General features: G+C 63.4%; 23 protein-coding genes. 12 read left to right on the top strand and 11 right to left on the bottom strand.

The genetic code is table 11. From position 1 onward, the window contains the following. Genes HL657_RS02200 through HL657_RS02190 form a run of 3 tightly spaced genes read left to right on the top strand, consistent with a single transcriptional unit; the run spans position 1 to position 2,417 of the window. Positions 1 to 813 carry an ABC transporter permease gene (locus HL657_RS02200; RefSeq protein WP_301676593.1) on the top strand — a complete coding sequence of 271 codons (813 nt, stop codon included), beginning with the start codon at positions 1 to 3 and terminating at the stop codon, positions 811 to 813. Beyond that, a complete protein-coding gene (locus HL657_RS02195) occupies positions 814 to 1,863 on the top strand; it encodes an ABC transporter ATP-binding protein (protein WP_317295204.1) in 1,050 nt (349 codons plus the stop codon). Between the two features lie 32 nt (positions 1,864 to 1,895). After that, on the top strand, positions 1,896 to 2,417 hold the full coding sequence (locus tag HL657_RS02190) for a hypothetical protein (protein WP_317295203.1): 522 nt from the start codon (positions 1,896 to 1,898) through the stop codon (positions 2,415 to 2,417). 103 nt (positions 2,418 to 2,520) lie between these two features. Here HL657_RS02190 and HL657_RS02185 read toward each other — a convergent pair whose 3' ends face one another. The 5 genes from HL657_RS02185 to HL657_RS02165 all read right to left on the bottom strand — a co-directional run bounded on the left by HL657_RS02185 (position 2,521) and on the right by HL657_RS02165 (position 6,357). Continuing rightward, positions 2,521 to 2,682, bottom strand: coding sequence for a rubredoxin (locus HL657_RS02185; protein WP_317295202.1), 162 nt, complete (start codon positions 2,680 to 2,682; stop codon positions 2,521 to 2,523). A 4-nt stretch (positions 2,683 to 2,686) separates the two neighbouring features. After that, positions 2,687 to 2,905, bottom strand: a complete 219-nt coding sequence (locus HL657_RS02180) for a hypothetical protein (protein ID WP_317295201.1) — start codon at positions 2,903 to 2,905, stop codon at positions 2,687 to 2,689. Positions 2,906 to 3,028: 123 nt separating this feature from the next. Then, positions 3,029 to 3,187: a rubredoxin gene (locus tag HL657_RS02175; protein ID WP_317295200.1), complete on the bottom strand. Its 159-nt coding sequence runs from the start codon at positions 3,185 to 3,187 to the stop codon at positions 3,029 to 3,031. A gap of 86 nt (positions 3,188 to 3,273) precedes the next feature. Next, complete coding sequence (locus HL657_RS02170) at positions 3,274 to 4,893, bottom strand: ATP-binding protein (protein WP_317295199.1); 1,620 nt, start codon at positions 4,891 to 4,893, stop codon at positions 3,274 to 3,276. Positions 4,894 to 4,980: 87 nt separating this feature from the next. Beyond that, positions 4,981 to 6,357 (bottom strand): MFS transporter, encoded by a 1,377-nt coding sequence (locus HL657_RS02165; RefSeq protein WP_317295198.1) that lies wholly within the window; start codon positions 6,355 to 6,357, stop codon positions 4,981 to 4,983. Between the two features lie 132 nt (positions 6,358 to 6,489). Here HL657_RS02165 and HL657_RS02160 point away from each other — a divergent pair, with 132 nt between their 5' ends. Then, the gene (locus tag HL657_RS02160; RefSeq protein WP_317295197.1) at positions 6,490 to 7,710 is read left to right on the top strand and encodes an MFS transporter; all 1,221 of its coding nucleotides are present in this window, start codon (positions 6,490 to 6,492) and stop codon (positions 7,708 to 7,710) included. Here the strand turns inward: HL657_RS02160 and HL657_RS02155 are convergent. From HL657_RS02155 to HL657_RS02135, 5 genes are all read right to left on the bottom strand, one after another. After that, positions 7,700 to 8,047 (bottom strand): DUF5518 domain-containing protein, encoded by a 348-nt coding sequence (locus tag HL657_RS02155; RefSeq protein WP_317295196.1) that lies wholly within the window; start codon positions 8,045 to 8,047, stop codon positions 7,700 to 7,702. The genes HL657_RS02160 and HL657_RS02155 overlap by 11 nt on opposite strands. Positions 8,048 to 8,117: 70 nt before the next feature. Next, positions 8,118 to 8,456 carry a DUF5518 domain-containing protein gene (locus HL657_RS02150; protein WP_317295195.1) on the bottom strand — a complete coding sequence of 113 codons (339 nt, stop codon included), beginning with the start codon at positions 8,454 to 8,456 and terminating at the stop codon, positions 8,118 to 8,120. 63 nt (positions 8,457 to 8,519) lie between these two features. Next, the gene (gene arcC, locus HL657_RS02145) at positions 8,520 to 9,464 is read right to left on the bottom strand and encodes a carbamate kinase (protein WP_317295194.1); all 945 of its coding nucleotides are present in this window, start codon (positions 9,462 to 9,464) and stop codon (positions 8,520 to 8,522) included. Positions 9,465 to 9,468: 4 nt separating this feature from the next. Next, the gene (locus tag HL657_RS02140) at positions 9,469 to 10,767 is read right to left on the bottom strand and encodes an arginine deiminase family protein (protein ID WP_317295193.1); all 1,299 of its coding nucleotides are present in this window, start codon (positions 10,765 to 10,767) and stop codon (positions 9,469 to 9,471) included. A gap of 4 nt (positions 10,768 to 10,771) precedes the next feature. Further along, on the bottom strand, positions 10,772 to 10,936 hold the full coding sequence (locus tag HL657_RS02135; protein WP_317295192.1) for a hypothetical protein: 165 nt from the start codon (positions 10,934 to 10,936) through the stop codon (positions 10,772 to 10,774). 222 nt (positions 10,937 to 11,158) lie between these two features. Between HL657_RS02135 and HL657_RS02130 the strand changes: the two genes are divergently transcribed. Then, positions 11,159 to 11,359, top strand: coding sequence for a hypothetical protein (locus HL657_RS02130; RefSeq protein WP_317295191.1), 201 nt, complete (start codon positions 11,159 to 11,161; stop codon positions 11,357 to 11,359). A gap of 36 nt (positions 11,360 to 11,395) precedes the next feature. Here HL657_RS02130 and HL657_RS02125 read toward each other — a convergent pair whose 3' ends face one another. Then, entirely contained in the window at positions 11,396 to 11,890 is a 495-nt protein-coding gene (locus HL657_RS02125) for a hypothetical protein (RefSeq protein WP_317295190.1), read from the bottom strand. 346 nt (positions 11,891 to 12,236) lie between these two features. Between HL657_RS02125 and HL657_RS02120 the strand changes: the two genes are divergently transcribed. From HL657_RS02120 to HL657_RS02090, 7 genes are all read left to right on the top strand, one after another. Next, positions 12,237 to 13,187, top strand: a complete 951-nt coding sequence (locus HL657_RS02120) for an ATP-binding cassette domain-containing protein (RefSeq protein WP_317295189.1) — start codon at positions 12,237 to 12,239, stop codon at positions 13,185 to 13,187. Between the two features lie 2 nt (positions 13,188 to 13,189). Then, complete coding sequence (locus HL657_RS02115) at positions 13,190 to 14,026, top strand: ABC transporter permease (RefSeq protein WP_317295188.1); 837 nt, start codon at positions 13,190 to 13,192, stop codon at positions 14,024 to 14,026. A gap of 26 nt (positions 14,027 to 14,052) precedes the next feature. Continuing rightward, positions 14,053 to 14,919: a DUF4097 family beta strand repeat-containing protein gene (locus HL657_RS02110; RefSeq protein WP_317295187.1), complete on the top strand. Its 867-nt coding sequence runs from the start codon at positions 14,053 to 14,055 to the stop codon at positions 14,917 to 14,919. A 45-nt stretch (positions 14,920 to 14,964) separates the two neighbouring features. Further along, positions 14,965 to 15,918, top strand: a complete 954-nt coding sequence (locus HL657_RS02105; protein ID WP_317295186.1) for a chemotaxis protein CheW — start codon at positions 14,965 to 14,967, stop codon at positions 15,916 to 15,918. Between the two features lie 124 nt (positions 15,919 to 16,042). Further along, positions 16,043 to 18,424: a methyl-accepting chemotaxis protein gene (locus tag HL657_RS02100; RefSeq protein WP_317295185.1), complete on the top strand. Its 2,382-nt coding sequence runs from the start codon at positions 16,043 to 16,045 to the stop codon at positions 18,422 to 18,424. 11 nt (positions 18,425 to 18,435) lie between these two features. Continuing rightward, positions 18,436 to 20,700, top strand: a complete 2,265-nt coding sequence (locus HL657_RS02095) for a hybrid sensor histidine kinase/response regulator (RefSeq protein ID WP_317295184.1) — start codon at positions 18,436 to 18,438, stop codon at positions 20,698 to 20,700. A gap of 20 nt (positions 20,701 to 20,720) precedes the next feature. Further along, positions 20,721 to 22,037, top strand: coding sequence for a hybrid sensor histidine kinase/response regulator (locus HL657_RS02090; RefSeq protein ID WP_317295183.1), 1,317 nt, complete (start codon positions 20,721 to 20,723; stop codon positions 22,035 to 22,037). Positions 22,038 to 22,039 lie beyond the last annotated feature (2 nt).

Genomic DNA, 22,039 nt, shown 5'->3' with positions numbered 1-22,039 from the left:
GTGTTTCCGCGCCGGGCCGCTCTCCCCCGCCCCACCCCGTTCAAGGCGTTCTTTCTCGCCGTCTCATTCGCCCTGATCGCCTACATGCTCGTCGTCATCGGCGGCCTCGTGACCTACCCGCCGCTCCCGGCTCTCATCGAGAGCCTGCTCTCCCCCGAGATCCTCTTTGCCGTCGAACTCTCGCTCGTCACCTCGGCGGTCTCCACCGCCTTCTGCGTCGTCGCCGCCGTACCGGTCGCCTACTCCCTCGCCCGGTTCTCGTTTCCCGGCAGAGGGATCGCAAACACGATCTTCAACATCCCGCTCGCCCTCCCGCCACTCGTTGCGGGCGTGGCGCTGCTCATCTTCTACGGTCCCTCGACGTTCGGGAAGATGCTCTCGGAGTGGGGGCTCGACGTCATCTACACCCCGCTCGGGATCATCGTCGCCCAGTTCTTCGTCAACCTCCCCTACATGGTCAGGGTCGCCCGGTCGGGCTTCGAGACGATCAACCCCCGGTACGAGCACGTCGCCCGGACGCTCGGGTGCACCGAGTGGGGAGCGTTCCGCCAGGTCACCCTTCCTCTCGCAAAGAGCGGCCTCATCGCGGGCCTGGTCATCACGTGGTCGAAATCCATCGGCGAGTTCGGCGCCGTCCTCATGCTCGCGGGGGCCACCCGGATGAAGACCGAGACCCTGCCCATCGCGCTCTTCCTGAACATGTCGACGGGGGATCTCGACCTTGCCGTCGCCGCATCCGTCATCCTGATCGCCATATCGGTGGTCTCGCTCGCGGTCTTCGAACGCTACACCGGCGGAAGGGGGGTGTTCTAGGTGCTCAGGATTGCCGGGCTCGCCAAACGCCTCGGGGACTTCGCCCTCGACGGCGTGGATATGACCGTCGCCGACGGCGAGTACTTCGTCGTCCTCGGGCCGACCGGCGCGGGAAAGACCATCCTCCTCGAGACCCTGGCGGGAATCTACTCCCCGGACGCCGGGACGATCGATCTGGACGGCCGTGATATCACCCGCACCGACCCGAAAAACCGGGGGATCGGCATGGTCTACCAGGACTACATGCTCTTCCCCCACCTCACCGTCGGGGAGAACATCGGGTTCGGCCTCAAGCAGGGGAAGGCCGATCCCGCCCGCATCAGTGAGAGCGTGCAGGAGACCGCGGCCCTCCTCGGGATCGGCCACCTCCTGGAACGGACGACAGGGACGCTCTCCGGCGGCGAGCAGCAGCGGGCGGCGATCGCCCGGGCGCTCGTCCTCCGGCCGCGCGTCCTGCTCCTCGACGAACCGCTCTCGGCGCTCGACACCGTCACCCGGGAACGGCTCAGGAGGGAACTGAAGGCGATCCACCGGGCGACCGGCACGACGGTCATCCACATCACCCACCACTTCGAGGACATATTCGCCCTTGCCGACCGGGTGGCGGTGATGCAGGATGGGAGGATCGTCCAGACGGGCACGCCTGATGAGGTCTTCCGGCGACCCGCCACCGAGTTCGTCGCCGCCTTCACCGGCATGGAGAACGTCTACTGCGGGATTTCCAGGGTCCGGGACGGGGAAGCGGCGATCGACCTCGGGGAGATCGTCGTCCGGACAGTCACCGCGATCGAGGGCGACGTCTGCGTCGGCATCCGGCCGGAGGAGGTGATCCTCTCCCGCCAGCCGTTTGAGTCGAGCGCTGCGAACACCTTCCCGGGCACGGTTGCGGAGATCCGGCGGAACGGCATGTTTTCGCGGGTCGTCGTGGACGCGGGGCTGCCCTTTGTCGCCGTCCTGACCCGGCAGAGCGTCGCCCGTCTGGCCCTCGTCGAGGGCGAGCCGGCCAGTGTCACCTTCAAGGCTTCTGCGGTCCACGTCTTCAAGCGGTAGTATTTATCCGGTCCCCCGTCGCAGGGCGACCGATGGAGACCGACGAAATCCGGGAAGAACTCATATTTGCCGCTCAAGAGGCCGCCCTCGCCGAGCGGTTCGGAATACCCGCCGACGCGCTCGTCCCCCTTCTCTTCTCGCTCCGTTACGGGGGCGACTGGAGCTACGCCGCGGAGGGTCTCACCGCCATATCGGCCGTGAAGAAGACCACCGTATACGATGATGAACGGCTGATCGGCTACTCGCTTGAGGAGATCTTCCTCTTCATCGACCCGATGCTCCTGCACCGGGAAGGAACCGTCTACCGGCTGGAGAAGTGCGGCAGCGCTCCCGCGCGGCTGCTCGTAAACCGGCCCTACCGGGTACGGCTCGGCGCTCGCCGGGCGATTAAAATGATCGTCAACCCGCTTGAGAGGACGATCCGGGTCGAAGACCTCGATGCCGCGGAGATGACGTTTACAGGCTCCACCGCCTACGGGATCGACCACGAGATGGAGCACCTCGCCGGGCGCGAGATCTGCGGGGAGGGGCTCAGGGCCTTTCGGTTCGGGTGAGGGAGGTTGTGCGGCCGGGAGAATAGAACATCATATAACGCTCTCGTACGACCACGCCCTTAAAAGAGAAGATTTGTTGTGGGGGTCCGGCTCCGAACCCCCCTTACGCCTTCCGAAACAGGTTCTTCTCCGCACCGCACCGGGAACATGCCCAGTCCTCGGGCAGGTCTCCAAACTCCGTACGGGGCTGGACACCATGGTCGGGCTCACCGGCCCTGGGGTTGTAGACGTAGCCGCAGAGTCCGCACCGGTATGAATCCATCATCTCTTCACCACCTCGCCCCCCGACCGGCCGCAACGTCGACCGGGGCACAGCACCCGTGTATCCCGGGGGAGATAAGTACTCCGGTCAGGTGATCAGGGGGATGGGGTTTCCTGCCGGCAAGCCCATCAGGGAAGACGAAGACCGTCTCCGTTGCCTTCCGGGGAGGAACGCCGGTGTAGCGGACGTCTGCCTGGTGAAACGACCGGCAGACCGACTCTCCCAAGATGAACTGAGGCACCCCCGTCGGCCGGGAGAATCAGGAGGAGGTACTCAAACCCTTCCGTGCGGGCGGGATGCCCTCACCCTACTTCAGAAAGCAGTAGAGATCCGGGAGTGTCCACTACTCTCAGATCTTCTTAAACCGGCTCTTCGGCGCACCACACCGGGGACACTTCCAGGTATCGGGCAGGTCTTCGAAGGCCGTGCCGGCCTTAACGCCATGGTCGAAATCACCGATGGCGGGGTTGTAGATGTAACCGCACAGAGTACACTTATATGAGTCCATCGCTTCTTCACCTCTCCGCCCAACCGCCCGTGTGGGCTACAGGGCATAAGATCTCCTATACTCACGCGGGAGGATAAGCACTCCGGTCATAACGCCGGGAAGAGAAGTTCCTTCCCCGTGCAGCCGTCGAGAAGGAGCGAGCGTTCTCCCCGCTCCGATGCGAACCGGATCAGGTAGACCGGGTAGTAGATCGTATCGAACTCAACGATCTCCGCCGTGGGTTCGAGCCCTTTTAAGATGATCCGGAGGGAGGATTCGGTGACCCTCGCCTCGAGGGGCTCCTCCTGGAGCGGCTCCATCGGGAGGTCCGCCCCCCGCCTGAGGGCGGAGAGTGCCGGAACCTCGTCTGCAAGCAGGGGCACGTAGACCTTCGTGTCGCCCACCGTCTTCATCTCCGTGATCAGTTTCGCCCCCGCAAGGCTCTTTATCGCCTTCTTCACCGCGGCCGCCGGAAGGTGGGTGTCGGCCTCGATCTCGGTCAGGGTCGAGCCGCCGTTCGCGAGCCCGGCAACGATCCTCACCGCAGCCTCATCGAGCCCCAGGAGCTCCGAGAACCCCGGCCGAACTTTCAGGCCGCGATCCACCTCGACAATGCACCCGGTGCAGCCATCGAGGACGAACGACGCTGTTTTCGTCGCCTTCCGGATAAACCCGCCGATGTAGCGGATCTCTACCCGGTGAAGCGGCCGGTAGACCCGCTCTCCTGAGACGATCCGTTCTTCGGGCTCCAGGATCAGGAACCGGCGTTTTCGTTTGGCTTTCGCGATATCGAGCGCCTCCTCACGGAGCAGTACCGGGACAACTGCATTCATGGGACCTGCGGTATTCGAGGCATTCGCGGCATCCGTAGTGGCGAGCGGCACCACCGGCTCTTCCCGGGGACTGCCGCCGCACGGTTCTTCCCGGGGCGATTCGGCCGGCCGGACCGGCGCTGCGGGCATGAGTTTGGGCGTCAGCCCCCGGTGCTCGCAGAGCCGGGCCCCAAAGCGCATCTTCGTCGCATGCTCCCTCGAGAGTTTGCCCATCACGAAAAACTCCCCGGGCTCAAGATCCGCGAGCTCTCCGGCCTCTTTCCGGGACGGAAAGAAGAGACTGACCGCTTTTAAATCGTTCTCGATCGAGAGCTTCCCGAGGATCTGGCTGTTGCACTGCGAGAGAACGTTCTTTGTCACGAGTGATGGCCGCTGGGTCGCGACTAAGAGGCCGAGTCCGCGCTTGCGCCCCCGGCGGGAGATCTCCTCAATCTTTTTGATGGACTCCCCCGACTGGGGAATGAACTTGTCGGCCTCCTCCACAATCAGCAGGAACGGCTGCTTTAACTCGCTCTCAAGGTCGTAGAGGACTTCCGCGAGGTAGGACACCCGCTCCTGCATATTGACCTCCGAGACGTCGAAGATCACCGCAGTCCGGGAGCAGATCGCGTTCTGCATCAGTTCACGGAGGTTCGCCTGCTCGATATCCACGTCGCAGTCCTCACTGGAACCGATCCAGAGGAGAGGGAACCGGTCCCTGAGCGAGAAGTACTCTCCCTCCGTATCGATGAGGCAGTACCCTACCCGCGCCTGCAGGAGTTGCTCGCAGATGACCGCGATGCCCCAGCTCTTCCCGGCACCCGACTGCGCGATGACACAGGTTCTGCCCGTGACCAGTTCCTGGGCATCGATGGCGATGTCACGGTCGCCGTCTTTTCCGATAACCAGTTCCATCTGCTCAAAGAGATCACAGGATGCCGGGGGTTTTAACGCTTCCTCTTCGCTCCAGGAGGGTTTGTTCGGGGAATTCGGCACCGTTTGTCAGCATTTATTCCTGCGGAGCGAGAGGAAGACCCCGAAGGCCGAGAGGACCGCAAAGGCGAGGAATATCAGCTGCAGGCTCGCGAGGAACTCTGGGAATATCGCCGGGGTAACGGTCGTCGACCCCATGATGACCGCAAAGACCACGAGAACCGCCCCCATGCTCAACATCATCCCGAGCGACCGCATCATCGCCACCATTGCCGACGCGCTCCCGTAGTAGCGTTTCTCCACGCAGCCCATGATGGCGGTGGTGTTCGGGGATGAGAAGATCCCGAGCCCCACGCCCAGCAGAACCAGAAGGGCGAGAATCGCGGCGATCGGCGTCATCTCACCGAGCAGAGAGAAGCCGAAGAGGCCCACGGCCGTAATTCCCATCCCCACCGAAGCGACGAGTCCGGGTTGCATCCGGTCGGCCAGGCGGCCAGCCGCCGGGGCGACGAAAACCTGGACGATCGGCTGGAGGAGGAGCAAGGTGCCTGCAGCAACGGGCTCGTAGCCCCGGATGTACTGGAGGTAGAGGGAGAGGAGGAACCCGACCGCGAACGTTGCGCTGTAGTTGATCAGGGCGGCGGCGTTCGAGGCGGCAAAGACCCGGTTCTTCTCGAGAAGCGTGACCGGGAGAAGCGGGTTTTGGCGGCTCCGCTCCACCCGGAAGAAGACCGCCCCGAGCACGAGGGATACCGCGAGGAGCGTTGCGCCGGTCGGGGTGGTCACCCAGGCCAGGCCCAGGAAGAGGCAGAGGATCAGGGCGGAGGAGAGGATCAGACCCGCGACGTCGAAGCGCTCCCGCTGCCGCTCGTTCAGGAACGCCGGGAACTTCCCGGCGTAGAAGAGGACCGGGACGGCGAGGAGCGCGGTCACGATGAAGATGCTCCGCCACCCGAGGAACTGGGTCAGGGCCCCTCCGAGGAACGGCCCGAGCGAGAGCCCGGCGTAGACGGCGGTGGTGTTGAGCCCGATCGCGTAGCCTCGCTCGCCGGGTGGGTAGAGGTGGGTGATCAGGGCCACGCTGTTTGCGTAGATCATGGCGCCGCCCATACCCTGGATGAACCGGAAGACGAGGAGGAGGTCCATCGTGGGCGTGAAGATGGTGAGGAGGGAGCCGGCAGTATAGACCACGATCCCGGCTAAAAAGACGGTGACCTTCCCCCACGAGTCGCCGAGCCTCCCCGCCGGGAGGAGGAAGATGACCGACGCGAGGAGATAGGCGCTCGTGACCCAGGCGAGCGTGGCGGCGTCGGCGGAGAACTCAGCCCCGATTGCGGGGAGAGCAAGGTTGATTGCGGAGCCCGTGAAGGGGTTTAAGAACGTGGCGACGGTGACCAGTATGAGGATGAACCTTCGCGAATACGATTGATCGCCTTCCTGCTCCACGGTATCCCTCGTGCCCCCGGAACCTCCCGCCCCGGATATGTGCGATAAGGATATTCGCGGCGAGCACAATTAAGGGCATCCCGCCGTCCGTGCAGTACTTAATGAGAATGGCCCCCCAAGACCCCGGTGAATATGTCCGATCCTTCCCGGGACACCCGGCAAAAGGTCCGTGACCTCTCGATCCGGCTTATCCTGCTGCTCGGCACGGCAAGCCTCCTGGGGAGCCTGGTCTCGAACGGTGCCCGGAGCGTTACCGGCCCCTATATCCTTCTTCTCGGAGGGAGCGCCGCCGTCGTCGGGCTGATCGCCGGCGCCGGCGAGTTCATAGGGTACGCGTTGCGGTCAGCCACCGGCGCCTATGTCGGCCAGAGCCATCGTTACTGGAAGGTGGCGATGACTGGTTACGGCCTGCTCGCCGCCATCCCGCTCCTCGCCGTCGCCGGCCGGTGGGAGGCCGCGGCCGTCCTCATCATCGCCGAACGGATAGGAAAAGCCGTCCGGACTCCGGCGCGGGATACGATTCTCTCCCACGCGACGACGACCGTCGGGAGAGGATGGGGATTTGGGGTCCACAAGGCGCTCGACCAGGTCGGTGCGGTCATCGGCCCGCTGGTCATGGTCGCCGCCCTGGCCCTCACCGGCGGCTACGCAACGGGCTTTCTCCTGCTCGGCATTCCTCTCGCCGGTGTTGCGATGGTCCTCTTCCTCGCCCGGTCGACGGTGCCCAGGCCCAGCCGGCTTGAGGCAAACGGGGGGACCAGGGAGAACATGGACAATATACGCGGGTTCCTGCCATACGCTGCGTTCATCTTCCTCGGCATGGCCGGGTTCGTCAACTTCCCGCTCATCTCCTTCCACCTAAAAGCCCAGTCGATCATCCCCGATGCCGTCATCCCGCTCTATTACGCCTCAGCGATGATAGTCTCGGTCGTCGTGGCGCTGGTCTTCGGACGCGCCTTCGACCGCATCGGCACCCACGTTCTCCTCACCATTCCGGTCTTCAGCACCGTGACGATCCTGCTTGCCTTCTCGCTCGACCCGGGCGTGGCGATCGCGGGATCGCTCGCCTGGGGGGCCGGGATCGGAATCTTCGAGACCTCCCTCCGGGCGTCGATCGCAGAGTCCACGACGGCGGCCCGGAGGGGGCAGATCTATGGCACCGTGAGCGCGGTCTTCGGGACGGCGTGGTTCGTGGGGAGTGCCGTGATGGGCGTCCTCTACGACGTATCGATCGGGCACATCGTCGCCTACGTCGTCGTCGTCGAGGCCGCGGCGGTCGCCGCCTATCTCTGGATGTACCGCTCCCGGATCGTGGTGAGGCTCCAGGAGGGAGTCGGGGATCTCATCCCATAACCCCGTGGCGCGATATCATCCACGCTTTCAGCGCCCCGCCGATAGCGCCGCCGACGGCGCCGAGGATACCGAAGTAAAGGGCGAGAGCAAAGAGAAGAACGGCGATCCCGAGGCCGATGAGAGCGCCGATTGGGCCGAGGAGCGCCGTGCCGCCGACGACGGCGACGACCGAGAAGATCGCGGCGACGACGAGCCCGCCGAAAAGCCCGCCGAGCGCGCCCCGAACCGCCCCCGGGGTCCCGAGGTAGCCGCCGATGATCCCTCCGACGATCGGGCCGCCTACCGGGAAGAACGGGCTGATGAAGAGCATGAATATGATGCCTACCAGCGCAGGCACCCAGAATGAACCACGTTCGGCCAAACCAGTCACCCGGTCGAGAAGGGGCGGGGAGGGGCGCCCACCCGTCTCACCGCCGGATCGCCCCGGCGATGACGCCGCCGATCAGGGAGAGAAGACCCTGGTAGACGAACGCCATCACGATGATGACGAGCGACGTCCCGAGGCCCGCGATGAACCCAAACGCCCCGAGAAGAACCGTGCCGCCGACCAGGAGCAGCACCGCGATGACGATGGCGCCGAGGATGCCGGCAAGCAGCCCGGCCTTTGCGCCATTACCTATCCCGCCCCGGACCATCCAGCCGGCGACGAACCCGCCGATTAAGGGTCCGATGACCGGCAGCAGGAAGCCGAGAATAAGCCCCACGAGCCACCCGACGATGACTCCTGTCCAGAAGTTATCCGCCATATCCTTCCATCACCGCCGGGCACATCGGGAACGTGGTATATAAGTGTTGGGGCAGGTGGCCGGTTAAGGGCGGATCCGGGTCCCGGCCCGCCCGGCAAGGGCGGGCGAGGCCTGCTCCAGCGACGCGATGGTTGCGCGGCTTCCTCCGGCATCGAGGAACTCGACGGCCGCTTCGATCTTCGGCCCCATAGTCCCGGGCGGGAACTGTCCCACCGCAAGGTGCTCGCGTGCCTCGCGAACCGTCATCTCACTGATCTCTCGCTGCCCCGGCCGCCCGTAGTTTAAAGCCACACGCTCGACGTCGGTCAGGATCAGCAGGTCGCCGGCGCCGGCGATCCGGGCAAGGAGGGCCGCGGTGTAGTCTTTGTCCACCACCGCCTCGACACCCTGGAGGGTGCCCCTGGGTCCCGCGACCACCGGAACACCGCCGCCACCAGCGGCGATCACGACCGCCCCCGCTGAAACGAGCTGGAGTATCACCTGTTCTTCCACGAGCGCGATCGGGCGCGGCGAGGGGACCACCCGCCGGTAGCCCTGTCCCGGGATCTGCACCATCCGCCAGTCCTTCTCTTTCTCAAGCCTCTTTGCCTGCATCGGCGTGTAGAACGGGCCGATAGGCTTCTCCGGGTTTGCGAACGCCGGATCGTTGCCGTCCACCAGGGTCTGGGTGAGCACCGTCGCGACCGGACAGCCGAGCCCGACCGCCCCGAGCGCCTCCTGCATTGACTGCTGGAGCAGGTAGCCGATCATCCCCTGGCTCTCCGCCCCGCAGACGTCGAGCGGCATTGGTGGGAGGGTATCCTTCGCGAGCTCGTTTTTAAGAAGGATGTCTCCCACCTGGGGACCGTTCCCGTGGGTGATGACAACGGCGTAGCCGTCGCTCGCGATCTCCGCGATATGCCGCGAGGCTCTCCGGACGTTCGCGAGCTGTTCTTCGGCCGTCCCCGACTCCCGGTGCTGCAGGATGGCGTTCCCGCCGAGCGCGACCACCACGGTCTTTTCCGGCATCTCATCACCCCCTCTCCAGCGTGCAGGTCATACAGTGGGGGCCACCGTAGCCCCCCGTCAGGTTCTCGAGATGAAGCGCAGAGACCTCAATGCCGTGCCGGGAGAACTCCGCCTTGTGTGGGAAGAACCGTCCCCCGTCCTTTATCCGGCGATAATCTTCCTCCGCATGGCGTAATAGCTGCCCATAGCGTTGCGGATCGCCTGCGGCTTTACGCTCCAGATTGAGGAGCACCGTCTGCATCACCCGCTCCCCCTCCACCGCAAGGATGCTCCCGTCCCGGACGCAGAGGACATTTGCGGCGTAGGAGAGCTGCTCCAGAATCGAGAGATCAATTACGGAGAATCCCTTCGCCCGGATATAGTCGTAGAGGCTCGCGGTCTCGCCCGACGGCTCGTAACCCCCGTCCGTCCGATAGTAAACATCGACCCGCGCCCTCTTGAGTAGGACTTCAGAACCGATCACCACTCCACTTCCCGCGACGTTGAAGTAGGTATCGAGGTGCATATCGACCATCGGGTCGGGCCGGTCGCTCGGGATGAGCGGGTGGCCGGGCTGGTGGACCACGCCGATCTCGTCGAACCCTGGGGTGCAGCCAAGGAACTGGCACACTCCGGCACGGTTCGTCCGGTCTCCGGTGCCGACAAGGGCGAACTCCCCCATCGGCATGAAGTCGCCGCCCTCGAAGGTCCCCGGCTCCTGCACCGTCCCGGCGATGGGGATGCCGAGGATCCCCCAGAGGAACCGGGTGATCCCGGGCTCCCGGGCCCGCTGCCGTTTTGCCGGCCGGCCAACGACGAGGCCGCAGTCGGTCATCGCCTGCTGGTCGCGCATGAAGTAGAGGTTTGCGAGCGGCTCCTGCCCCGTGATTCGGACGTCCACCCCACGGCGGGGGTGGTCGCTTCGGACTTCGAGGACCGGGTTTAAAAGGAGGAAGGTGAAGAAGTGCAGCGAGTCCAGGGCGTCGGCGTTCTGCTCCATGCTCCGGCGGGCTTCCGCCACCTCTCTTCTCCCGCCCCGGATGGTGACGGTCTCGTGCGCCCAATCGACAAGCCGCCGGCGTATCGCCGGGTCGTGGTCGGCGGCATCGAGGACTGTCTCCTTGAGGTGCAGGACCCGGACGCCAAACTCCTCGCGGAGGGTGCGGGTGAGGCAGTCGTGCTCCCGGCGTGCCTCGTAGCGGCTGAATGCCCGCTCATAGAGCGCGGCGTAGGGGTCCAGCAGCCCGAAGAACATCTCGATCCCCGGCCGGTGGACCGCCACCCTCCGGAGCTGCTCCCACTCTGCCCGCACACCCGCCACCATCTCCTCACCGCCTCCGCCGTGACACGACGAAAAACTCAGCGATCATCACTCCGACGGCCGTCGCTGCCGCGAGGATCCAGTTCACCCGTCCGCCGACGATGAAGCTGATCCCGGTATAGACGGCAAACGCCAGTATGCCGTAGAGGAGGGTTCTTGCGTATCGATGCATCTTATGAGTCCTCTTGCTGGCGAACGGATAAACCTGCCGCGGGCAGAGCTCAGGGTGTTCGGGACAGAAACCAGTCCAAACCCCTGATCCGGGAAAACATAGGCCTCAATCTCCTGCCGGGGTGACTGACCGCTCCGCCCGAAAAGCGAAACCGCAACGATTAATATTCGAGGCAACAACCGACACTCAGGAAACATTATCTACCCGCCAGGGGGTGTTTACATGAGAATCAGACGCTACAGATCTCCCATCTCAACGACCGCGAAACCGTTCAGGGTAGTGCGGCGACTGCAACGCAACCCGACCTATACCCCGCTCAGGACCGGGCCGCTGATGAACGCTGTCGTGCTCGCGGCTCTCTCAGCGACATCCTCCATGTCGGGGCTGACCCTTGGGGTCTGCATACGCCTCGCGGGATTATGAGGGCGGCAGCCCGCCAATAATACCTTTTACAACTTTTCACAGCCTGAGGATGTCCATCACCTGGAGCCCGAACCGGACCATCCCCGACCGCAACGCACCAAGAAAGTTATTTCCCTCGATCGTGGTCGTGCCGTTCCGCATCGCCGCCCGGAACGTGTCGAACGGCCGGTCGGAGACCATGACCTCCTCCACCGTCGCAGAATCGGTGGTCACGGTGACGATCGGGTCCGGGCACCCCTTTACGTCGAACTGAACAATTTTGCGGTCATAAAAGGTGATCCCGATGACCAGCACACCATCGGGGGACGTAACATAGAGGTTGACCTTCTCGTCCTCAAACGGTCCTGTCACCCATCCCGGCAGCCGGTCGGCATACTCGTTGTAGGTCAGGGTATACTCCCGCATTGCAAAGAGGAGATTCACCTCCGCCGGGGTCAGGTCGGCGTTGTCGACCACGAGCCCGCCTGCTGTCGGCACAAGCGCCAGCGCTACGACAAGGAGGGTGAGGGACACCCGGAATGGCGGGGTCACCGCCACCCTCCCGCCTGCTCCTCGTGCTCCGGCGCGCCGGTGCCGGGAACAGCGCAACATGCCAACCGAACCCGCTTATCGCCTCTCTGGGTAAACAAGCAGCAGCCGTACATGCCGTCTCCGAGCATGGATGGGGAGTTTTGGTATTTGAGAATATCTATCAGGTCTCGGCCGCAGAAAGGATGCCGGGGTGCATTTACCGCACGGACCGGCACCCCGGGCTACAACTGGGGTAGGGAAACAGCGATCATGCGATCTCCCGGGCGGTCAGCCGCATCCGGGGGGAAAAGGAGATATGACCACACCGTGCATGAGGATGCAAGAGCGTGGGAGCAGATGGTGATCAATGGAAGGGGACGATATCATCGAGGTGCGGGACCTCGAACACACGTTCGACGGTTTTGCGGCGGTGCGCGGCATCAGCTTCACCGTCAGAAAAGGGGAGATCTTCTCTTTCCTCGGCCCCAACGGCGCGGGAAAGAGCACTACCATCAATATTTTAACAACGCTCCTCCCGCTCCAGAAGGGCACCGTACGGGTGGCTGGCTACGACGTCGCGCGGGAACCCGGACGGGTCCGGGAGTCCATCGGCATCGTCTTCCAGGACGACGTGCTCGACCGGGACCTCACCGTCCGGGAGACGATGGAGTTTCACGGTCGGCTCTACTCCATCCCCCGGGATGAACGGCGGCGGCGGATCGACGACCTGCTCCGGGTCGTCGAACTCGGCCCCAAGCGAGACGAGCGGACGAAGAACCTCTCCGGGGGCATGAAACGGCGGCTCCAGATCGCCCGGGGGCTGATGACCCGGCCGGAGGTCCTCTTCCTGGACGAACCGACACAGGGGCTCGACCCGCAGACACGGATGCGGATGTGGGAGTACATCCGGCAGGTGAATCAGTCCGGGACGACGATATTCCTGACGACTCACTACATGGAGGAGGCCGATATGCTCTCCGATCGGATCAGCATCATTGATGATGGCAAGATCATCGTCTCCGGCACCCCGGAGGAACTGAAGAACGCTCTCGGTGAGGATGTTGTCTACCTGGAGACCGAAGACGACAGGAGAGCACGTGAAACGCTCCGGGGGATCGGGGAGATCCGGTCGGTCACGGAGTCGCCACGCGGCCTCTCAGTCACGATCTCGGCCGACGGGAGCCACTGCCTCCCGCAGATAATCGACGCGGTGCGGGGCGCCGGGATTGGGATCTCGAGTGTGAACTTGAAAAAACCGACGATGGACGATGTCTTCGTCCACTACACGGGGAGAGATTTGCGGGATACGGGGGCGTGAGGATGGCGTGGGAGTTCCTCACCGTCTACTGGCGGGAGATGATCCGGTTTGTCCGGTTCAGGACGCAGCTCCTTGCATCGCTCCTGCAGCCCGCGCTCTGGATGGCCTTCTTCGGCGTCGCGATGTCCTCGAACCTCGACCGGTTCGCCTCGGCCATCCCCGCCCCGTCAGGCGTCTTTTCGGTCGATTACCTCACCTTCATGGGCGCCGGGGTGATCGCGATGACGACCCTTTTTACGAGCCTGTTCGGAGGGATCAGCCTCCTCTTCGACAAGAACTGGGGGCTGATGCGGGAGATGCTCGCGAGCCCCATGCCCCGGACCCACATCATGCTGGGGGTCAGTCTCTCGGGGATGACAAAGTCGTTTATCCAGGTGACGATTATCATGGCGTTCGGGCTCCTCATGGGAGTGCAGTTCTTTCCCGGGTTTCCGGCCGTCCGGATCGTCCTCTCGATCCTCGGGATATTCGCGTTCGTCGGCGTCTTCTCGCTCGGGTTCCTACTCTTCTCCTCCACCATCTCGATGCGTCTTGAGAGCCCCGAAGGGCTGCAGGGGATCATTACGCTCCTCACCCTGCCGCTCTTCTTCGTCTCGAACGCCCTCTACCCGATCCAGGCGTTTCCGCCGATCCTGCAGGCCCTCTCGATCTACAACCCGCTCACCCACCTGGTCAGTGGTGTCCGCTACTTTGCCCTCGGAGGCGACTTCTTCGCCGTCGGTGCCCACTACACCACCACCACGGCCGACGTCCTCGCATCATTCGCTTACCTCGTCGCCTTTGCAGCAGTGATGTATTTCCTCGCCCGCCAGACGTTTCAGAAGGCGGTAGTTACATAATGGAAAACTGAGAGAGAGAGGTGACCATGCAGAAAACCGTGTGTGCATCGTTGGCCCTCATCGTTCTCGCCGCCCTCACCGTTCTTCCTGGATGCACCGGGGTGCCGGGCCTTGAGGCGACGGAGGAGTTCAACCGGACGATCACGGTGGAGCCCGGGAGCGCCCTCACCGTGATCAACCGCAACGGGGGCGTGACTCTGGATGTTCAGGAGGGGAACACCGTCGCCGTCAGTGCCGTCAAACGCTCCGCCTACGGCCAGGGTGAACTCGATAAGGTCCAGATCATGGTGACGGAGGGCGACCCCCTCAGGATTGAGACGGTGCATACCGGGCTCAACCCACGGGTGAGCGTGAGTTACACGATACATGTGCCGCCCACCGTCGTCCTCGAGCGCGTCGAGAACTCGAACGGCCCTATCGAACTTTCCGGGGTGCAGGTAAACGAAACGGACCTCCGGACGTCGAACGGTCCCGTGCGGGTTGACGGCGCTCGCGGTGGCAATCTCACTGCAGCCTCCTCGAACGGTGGGATCGAGGTGCGCGGTGCCGAAGGATATGTCACCGCAAGAACCAGCAACGGCCCTATCACGGTGGAGGGGGCCGGAGGGGTCGCAGATCTGGATACATCAAACGGCCCAATATCTGCGGAAATTCCCGCTGTCCGGGGTGACGTGGATATCAGGACGAGCAACGGCCCCATCACGCTCCGGTTCGCGGAGGGCCTCGACGCCCGGATAGTCGCGACTACCTCGAACGGCAGGATAGCAGTGAACGATCTCGCGCTCCAGCTCGAGGAGTCGTCGGGAACCCGTGTTTCGGGCACGCTCGGCCAGGGAGGCCCGACCATCTCCGCCACCACCTCGAATGCGATCATCGACCTTTCGGAGCTCTGACCCCCGCAACCTTTTATTCGCCAGGGACCAATCTTCGAGCACCCGATGAACCATTCATACCTCCTGTTCTGCACCGTTGCAGGGGTGACATGCGCTCTCCCGCTCGCCGCAGTCCGGCAGGTCGTCGGCATGGTGGCGCTCTCACCCGAAACCTACGGGCATCCCGGGGCGGCAGGCACCATGAACCTACACGGCAGGACCGTGCCGGTCTACTCCCTGAGGAACCTCCTCGGCCTTCCGGACCGTCCGCCCCTCCCCACCGAGGTCCTCATCATCGTCAGCCCCGACCGGGACTGCGCGGCCCTCCGGGTGGACGGGGTGCGCGGGGTGCAGGAGAAGGCGGTGCCGCCTGACGGGGACGGGACCGGTGTGCTGCTCACCGACGACGGGACAGTTCTCATCCGCGATCTCCATGCCCTCCTTGCCGGGGACGCGATCGGACGGCTCCCGCGCCTCCCGGCCGATGAGGAGGCACCCCCGGAGACCGGGGCGGCCGGCGCGATCCTCGCGAACCGGGCGCGAGTGATTGGCGAGCCGGAAGAGGAGCCGCGCGAGACCGCGCTTTCGGAAATTCTTACCTTTCGGATTGCCAACCGGGAGTATGCCGTCGAGACACGGTACGTCCGAGAGGCCTTCATCATCCGCGAGATCACCCCCGTGCCCGGGACACCCGATTTCATCGCCGGGATCTGTGCCGTGAGAGGCGAGATCATCTCCATCGTCGACCTTTCGCGGTTCTTCTCGATGCCTGAGCGCGGATTGACCGACCTCAACCGGGTCATCGTGCTCTCCGACGGGACGATGACCTTCGGGATTCTCGCGGACTATATCACGGATATCGGCACCACGCCAGCCGGCGACCTTGCTCCCGTCGGTCCCGATGTGACGCCAATCGGAGAGCGCTATCTCCTCGGCACTACAGAAAGCTCGCAGATCGTCCTCGATGCAGCGGCGATCCTGGCCGACCCCGCAATGGTGATCCGCGAAACCCGAAAGTAGCGCCAGGATGCTCGGATTTTCCATGCAGCGCGGCGCAAACTCGCCATTCTACTGACGGATCATTATTTAACCCTCCATGTGCATCAATCTATTACCCATACAGAGTGAGTGGAACGGATACACCATGTTCACATTTTTTTCAGACATGAAGGTCGGGACGAAGATCCTCGTCATCTGCCTCTTTCTTGCGATCATCCCAACGCTTGTGCTCGGCCTGGTAGCGTATTCCAGTTCGAGCGGTGTGATCAACGACCAGATCGAGACGCTGCTTGAGACGCAGGTGCATGACGCGAGGGGATGGACCAACGACGTCTACAAACTCACGCGCAACAAGGTGAACAGCGACCTCAACGTGCTCCGGGAGAACTTCTACGCCCGGGGCACGCCAGAGGTCATCGACGGGCAGCTGGCGCTGATAAACGACAACGGTGACGCGTACATCATCAACGGCAACTTCGAGATCGTCGACCAGGTCCAGTCTCTGGTCGGCGGGGCAGCGACGGTCTTCCAGGTGAACGAAGACCATGCCGTCCGCGTCTCCACAAATGTCATCGGGACCGACGGCTCAAGGGCGGTCGGGACCGAACTGACTCAGAACGTCTACGACGTCGTGGTGAACCAGGGGGAGACCTACTACGGGAGCAGGGACCTCTTCGGGAAGCGCTACGTCACCGCATACGAACCGATAAAGGACAGCAGCGGGAAGACTGTCGGTGTCCTCTTCGTCGGGACGGAGGAGGAAGAGACGCTCGATGTCGTCAAGGCGAGCCTCCGGGAGACGGTCATCGGCACAAACGGCTACATGTTCGTCATCGATAGCAATGGCGAACTGCTCGTACACCCGTCTCTGGAGGGAGAGGACTGGTCCAACGAGGACTTCGTCGAGGAGATGATCGAGAATAAGGTCGGGGTCATCCGCCACCAGGTCGACGGGACCGACATGATCGACGCGTACACCTACTTCGAGCCGCTCGACTGGCATATCGTATCGCGTGCCGAACTCTCGGATTTCACCGGGCCGATCGACACCATACGAAACACGATCATCGTTGTTGTCCTCGCGTCCATCGCCATCGGCGTCGCCATAGCCTTCCTCTTCGGCCGCTCGATCTCCGATCCCCTGCAGCAGGTCGTGCTGATGCTTAAAGAACTCCGCAACGGGCACCTCTCCGCCCGGCTCAACATCAAGCGGCAGGACGAGATCGGTGTCATGGCCGCTACGATGGACGAGTTTGCCGGCGACCTCCAGACGAACGTCGTCGGGAACTTGAGGAAGATCGCCATCGGAGAGTACGTCCAGGAGTTTCCGGTCACCGACGAGGGCGACGAGATCCGGCCCGCGCTCGCGCTGATGGTCCAGTCCCTCGACCACCTCCATAAGGAGACGCTCAAACTCACGGACGCCGCCCGCGCCGGCGACCTCTCTATCCGCGGGGACGAGACGGCGTTCCGCGGCGGCTACCGGATGATCATCGCCGGGTTCAACAAGACCCTCGAATCGATTACCGAGCCGGTGAACGAGGCGATGCGGCTTGCAAGGTTCTATGCTTCCGGCGACTTTACCGCCCGATTCGACGAGAAGATCCCGGTTGCCGGAGAGTTCGTCGCCTACCGCGACGCCCTCAACACCATCGGGATCGAACTTTCGCGGTTGATGAAGTTGATCAGCGAGGAACTCTACGAAGGAGTCTCAGTCCTCTCTCTCGCATCGAACGAGATCCTGGCGGTCACGACACAGCTCTCCGCGGCCAGTTCACAGACCGCCGCAACGGTGAACGAGACCTCGGATTCTGTTGAGAGCGTCAGGAAGAAGACCGAACTGGTGAACCAGAAGACAAAAGGCGTCTCTGAGAAAGCGATGCGGGCGCTCGACGTCTCAAAGGACGGCCAGAAGTCCGTGCGCGAGATCCTGGAGGGTATGAACCAGATCCAGCGGGAGATGGATATCGTCCGGATGAACGTCATCAGGCTCTCGGAGCAGAGTCAGGCTGTCGGCGAGATCATCGCGACCGTGACCGACATCTCCGAACAATCCAACCTGCTGGCGGTGAACGCCTCCATCGAAGCCGCGAAGGCCGGGGAGTTCGGGAAAGGGTTTGCAGTCGTTGCAAACGAGATCCATAATCTTGCCGAGCAGTCGAAGAAAGCGACCTCAAACATCCGGGTCATCCTCACCGACATTCAGCAGGGGGTCTCCTCAACCGCGGCCTCGACCGAACAGGGGATCCGGTCTGTCGCAGATGCGGCCCGGCTGACGAACAACGCGCAGGAGGCGATCGAGGTGCTCGCCCGGTCGATAGCGGACACCTCGCAGGAGGTCATCGAGATTGCCGCCTCGATTCAGACGCAGGCCTCCGGGGTCGACCAGATCTCCGGTGCAATGGAGAACATCCGCGACGCAGCACAGAAGAACCTTGAAACCACCCACAAGGCGGAGAAGACCGCCGAGGACCTGCACGAGCTCGGTGAACGCCTGAAGAGGATCACCCAGCAGTACCGGGTCTAGCACGACCTGCCATGACCGGATCGGACGAAGCATTCCGCGCCCGCCTCCTCGAGATGTTCCGGGAGGAGGCGGACGAGTACCTTGAAGCGATCACCGGAGGGCTGATCGAGCTCGAGAAAGCCGGGCTGGAGCCCGAACTGGTCGAACGGGTCTACCGCACGACCCACAGCCTGAAAGGCGCCGCACGGGCGGTCAACCTCCGGGAGATCGAGTCCATCTGCCAGAACCTCGAGACTGTCTTTTCGCTCATGAAACGGGGCGAGTACGCTCCCGGAGCGGACGGCTTCGACCTCTTCCACCAGGCAATTGCGGTCATAAAGAGCCTTCTTGGGGAAGAGAGGCCCGATACCCCGACGACGGAGATCATCGCGGCGCTTCGGGCCATCCCCGGCGGCAAGAGGCCTGCCGGGGACGAACCGGGCCCGGCCTCCCGGAAAGACCACACCCACGGAGCAGCGGTGGGCCACAACGGCGGTGAACCGGGCCCGGACGGAGGCACGGTGCGGATTGCAGCCCAAAAACTCGACAGGCTTACCGCCGGGGCCGACGACCTCCTCACGGCGCGGCTCTTCATCACGCAGCGGATACGCGAGCTTGAAGAGATGACGGGCCGTTTTGCCCTCTGGCAATGGAACCACTCCCAGGCGTTCAACGACCTGCACCTGATCCGCAGGAAGGTCTTCGGTGAGGAGAAAGCAGCGATCCCCCCCGACCTGGTCCTGCCTCTCCAGCGGGCGGTCGAGTTCCTGGAATACAACCGGGAGTTCGTCACCTACCTGCAGCACGACCTCGCGACGCATCTACGCGCCATGGAGATCGACCGGTCGGCACTCGAGGCGAGCACCTCCGAGATCTCCGACCTGATCCATGACGCCGCACTGCTCCCGGCCTCAAGCATGCTCACGCCATTTTCCGCGTTCGTAAGAGAGTTCTCCCGCACCTCAGGAAAATCGGTCGACCTCACGATCGAGGGGGGAGAAATCGAAGTGGACCGGCGCATCCTCGATGCCCTCAAAGAGCCCGTCATGCATCTCATAAGGAACAGCATCGACCACGGGATCGAGGACCCACAGATTAGGGTATCCCGGCAGAAACCCGCCACCGGTACTGTGCGGATCCGGGTCTTTCCCCGCTCCGGCAGCAGAGTCGGCATCGAGGTGGCCGACGACGGTGCCGGCATCGACAGCAGAGTGATTCGGCAAACTGCCGTCGAGAACGGGGTGATCACGGAGGACGAGGACGCGGCCCTCACAGACAGCGAGGCGATCTGGCTCATCTTCCGGTCGGGGATGACGACGAGCAGGATCATCACCGAACTCTCGGGAAGGGGGCTCGGGCTTGCGATCGTGGAGGATACCGTGTCCCGTCTCGGGGGAGAGGTGACGGCCTCCTCGGCCGCCGGAAGGGGGACGACGATCACCCTGACCGTCCCGGTGCGGATGGTTACCCTCCGTGGGCTGCTTGTCCGGGCGGAGAAGCAGACGTACGTCATCCCGATGCAGCAGGTGAAGCAGGTCCTCCGGGTGCGACAGGACACCCTGACCCTCTCCAGGGGCCGGCCGATGATCCAGCTCTCAGGAGAGACAATTGAGGTTGTCCGGCTCGCTGATATCCTGGGGATCGCCCCCTCCTCCCCCGGTCCGGAAAAAACGCGGCCGACGCCCCTCGTCATCATCGCATACGGTGCGGGCCGGATCGCCTGCATGGTCGACGAAGTGATCCGGACGCAGGAGATCATCGTCCGGCCGCTCGGGAGCCAGCTGTGCTCCGTCCGGAGGGTCGAGGGAGCCGTGATCCTCGGGGACGGCACCGTGGCGCTCGTTCTCGACCCCCTCGAGCTGATCCAGGATGCAACGCAGGCGGATCGGCCGGAAACTCCCCCCATGCCCCCGGGAGAGGCGGGGCAGCGTGTCCTTGTCGTGGAGGATTCGGTTACATCAAGGGCCCTGCTGCAGACGATTCTCGAACAGGCAGGATATCAGGTAGAGACTGCCGTCGACGGCGCCGATGCGTTCGCAAGGCTTAAGCAGCATGAGTTTGATATGGTCGTTTCGGATGTAGATATGCCCCGAATGAATGGTTTTACGCTCACTGAGAAGATACGTGCCGGCGGCCGACAGATGGCTGATCTTCCGGTGGTGCTGGTCACGTCGCTCGACTCGCCTGAAGACAGGGAGTGGGGGAGAGCGGTCGGGGCGGATGCCTATATCGTCAAGAGCAGCTTTGAAACAGGAGACTTTCTCGGCATGATTCGCCGTCTGATGTGCTGCCGCTGAACGAGAGGAGGCAGGTAGATATGGAAGAGAGACACGAAAAACCGACGCTGGACATTCTGGTGGTGGAGGATAGCCGGACGCAGGCGGAGTTCATTCGCCACATTCTCGAGACGGAAGGATACAATGTAACCCTGGCGGGGGGCGGCATCGAGGCGATACGACGGATTGAGGCCGTCCGACCCGATATCGTCCTGACCGACATCCTGATGCCCGGTATGGACGGCTACGATCTCTGCCGCCGGATCAAGCAGGATTTTCCGTCCATCCCGGTCATCATGGTCACCAACCTCTACGACCCCGCCGACGTGATGAAAGGGCTGGCCGCCGGTGCCGACAGTTTCATCGTCAAGCCCGTCGACCCGGGGCTTGTCCGCTCCCAGATCGACGCCGTCCTGCGGACGCGGGAGATACCCGACCCGGACGCCACCCTCGCGGAGCTGGAGGTTCCTTTCTCCGGCAGCACCTACACCATCGCTGCCGGGAGGCTCAAGATACTGAACACGCTCCTCTCGACGTACACCGTCGCGGTGGCGAAGAACGCCGAGCTCCAGGAGGCACAGGAGCAGCTGCACTCCTTAAACGATCAGCTCCGGGAGGCCGTCGAGGATCTCTCGCGCAGCAACGAGAGTCTTGCGGAGGAGAACCAGGAACGGAGGCGCGTGGAGAGGGCGCTTGCGGACGCCAACAGAAAACTCCAGCTCATGGCGAGCATCACCCGTCATGACCTCTTGAACCAGCTCGCGGCGCTCGGGGGGTATCTTGACCTGGCCCGGGCGTTGCGTGAGAGGGAACCGGAGAACGCGTGGCGCCACATCGAAAGCGCGAGCGAGATGGTGAACCGGATTAGCAACACCCTCAGGTTTACGGCCGAATACCAGAAGGTAGGGGCGGCACCTCCCCTCTGGCAGGAGATCAGAACGCTCGTGGAGCGAACGGGGAAGTACATCCCGGCGGACACGGCGATCCTTAAGAACGCCGTTCCGGCAGGGATGGAGATCTACGCGGACCCGCTCGTCGAGAAGGTCTTTGCAAACCTTATTGAGAACTCCGTTCGCTACGGAGGGAACGTCACCACCATCACCTTCAGCATCAAACGGGAGGGCGACACATATGTCATCCTCTGCGAAGACGACGGTGTGGGGATTCCTCCCGACAAGAAGGAGAAGATCTTCTCCTACGCGCACGGTATGAACACCGGCCTCGGCCTCTTCCTCGCACGCGAGATCCTCGCCATCACCGGGATCACCATCCAGGAGACGGGCGAGCCGGGAAGGGGAGCCCGGTTCGAACTTCTCTGTCCGGCGGAGGTGATCCGTGGCGGCCAGCACACAGGGTGAAC

It is taken from the genome of Methanoculleus nereidis (genome assembly GCF_032944295.1).
GTDB lineage: Archaea > Halobacteriota > Methanomicrobia > Methanomicrobiales > Methanoculleaceae > Methanoculleus > Methanoculleus nereidis.
This window is presented reverse-complemented; position numbering and strand designations above follow the sequence as displayed.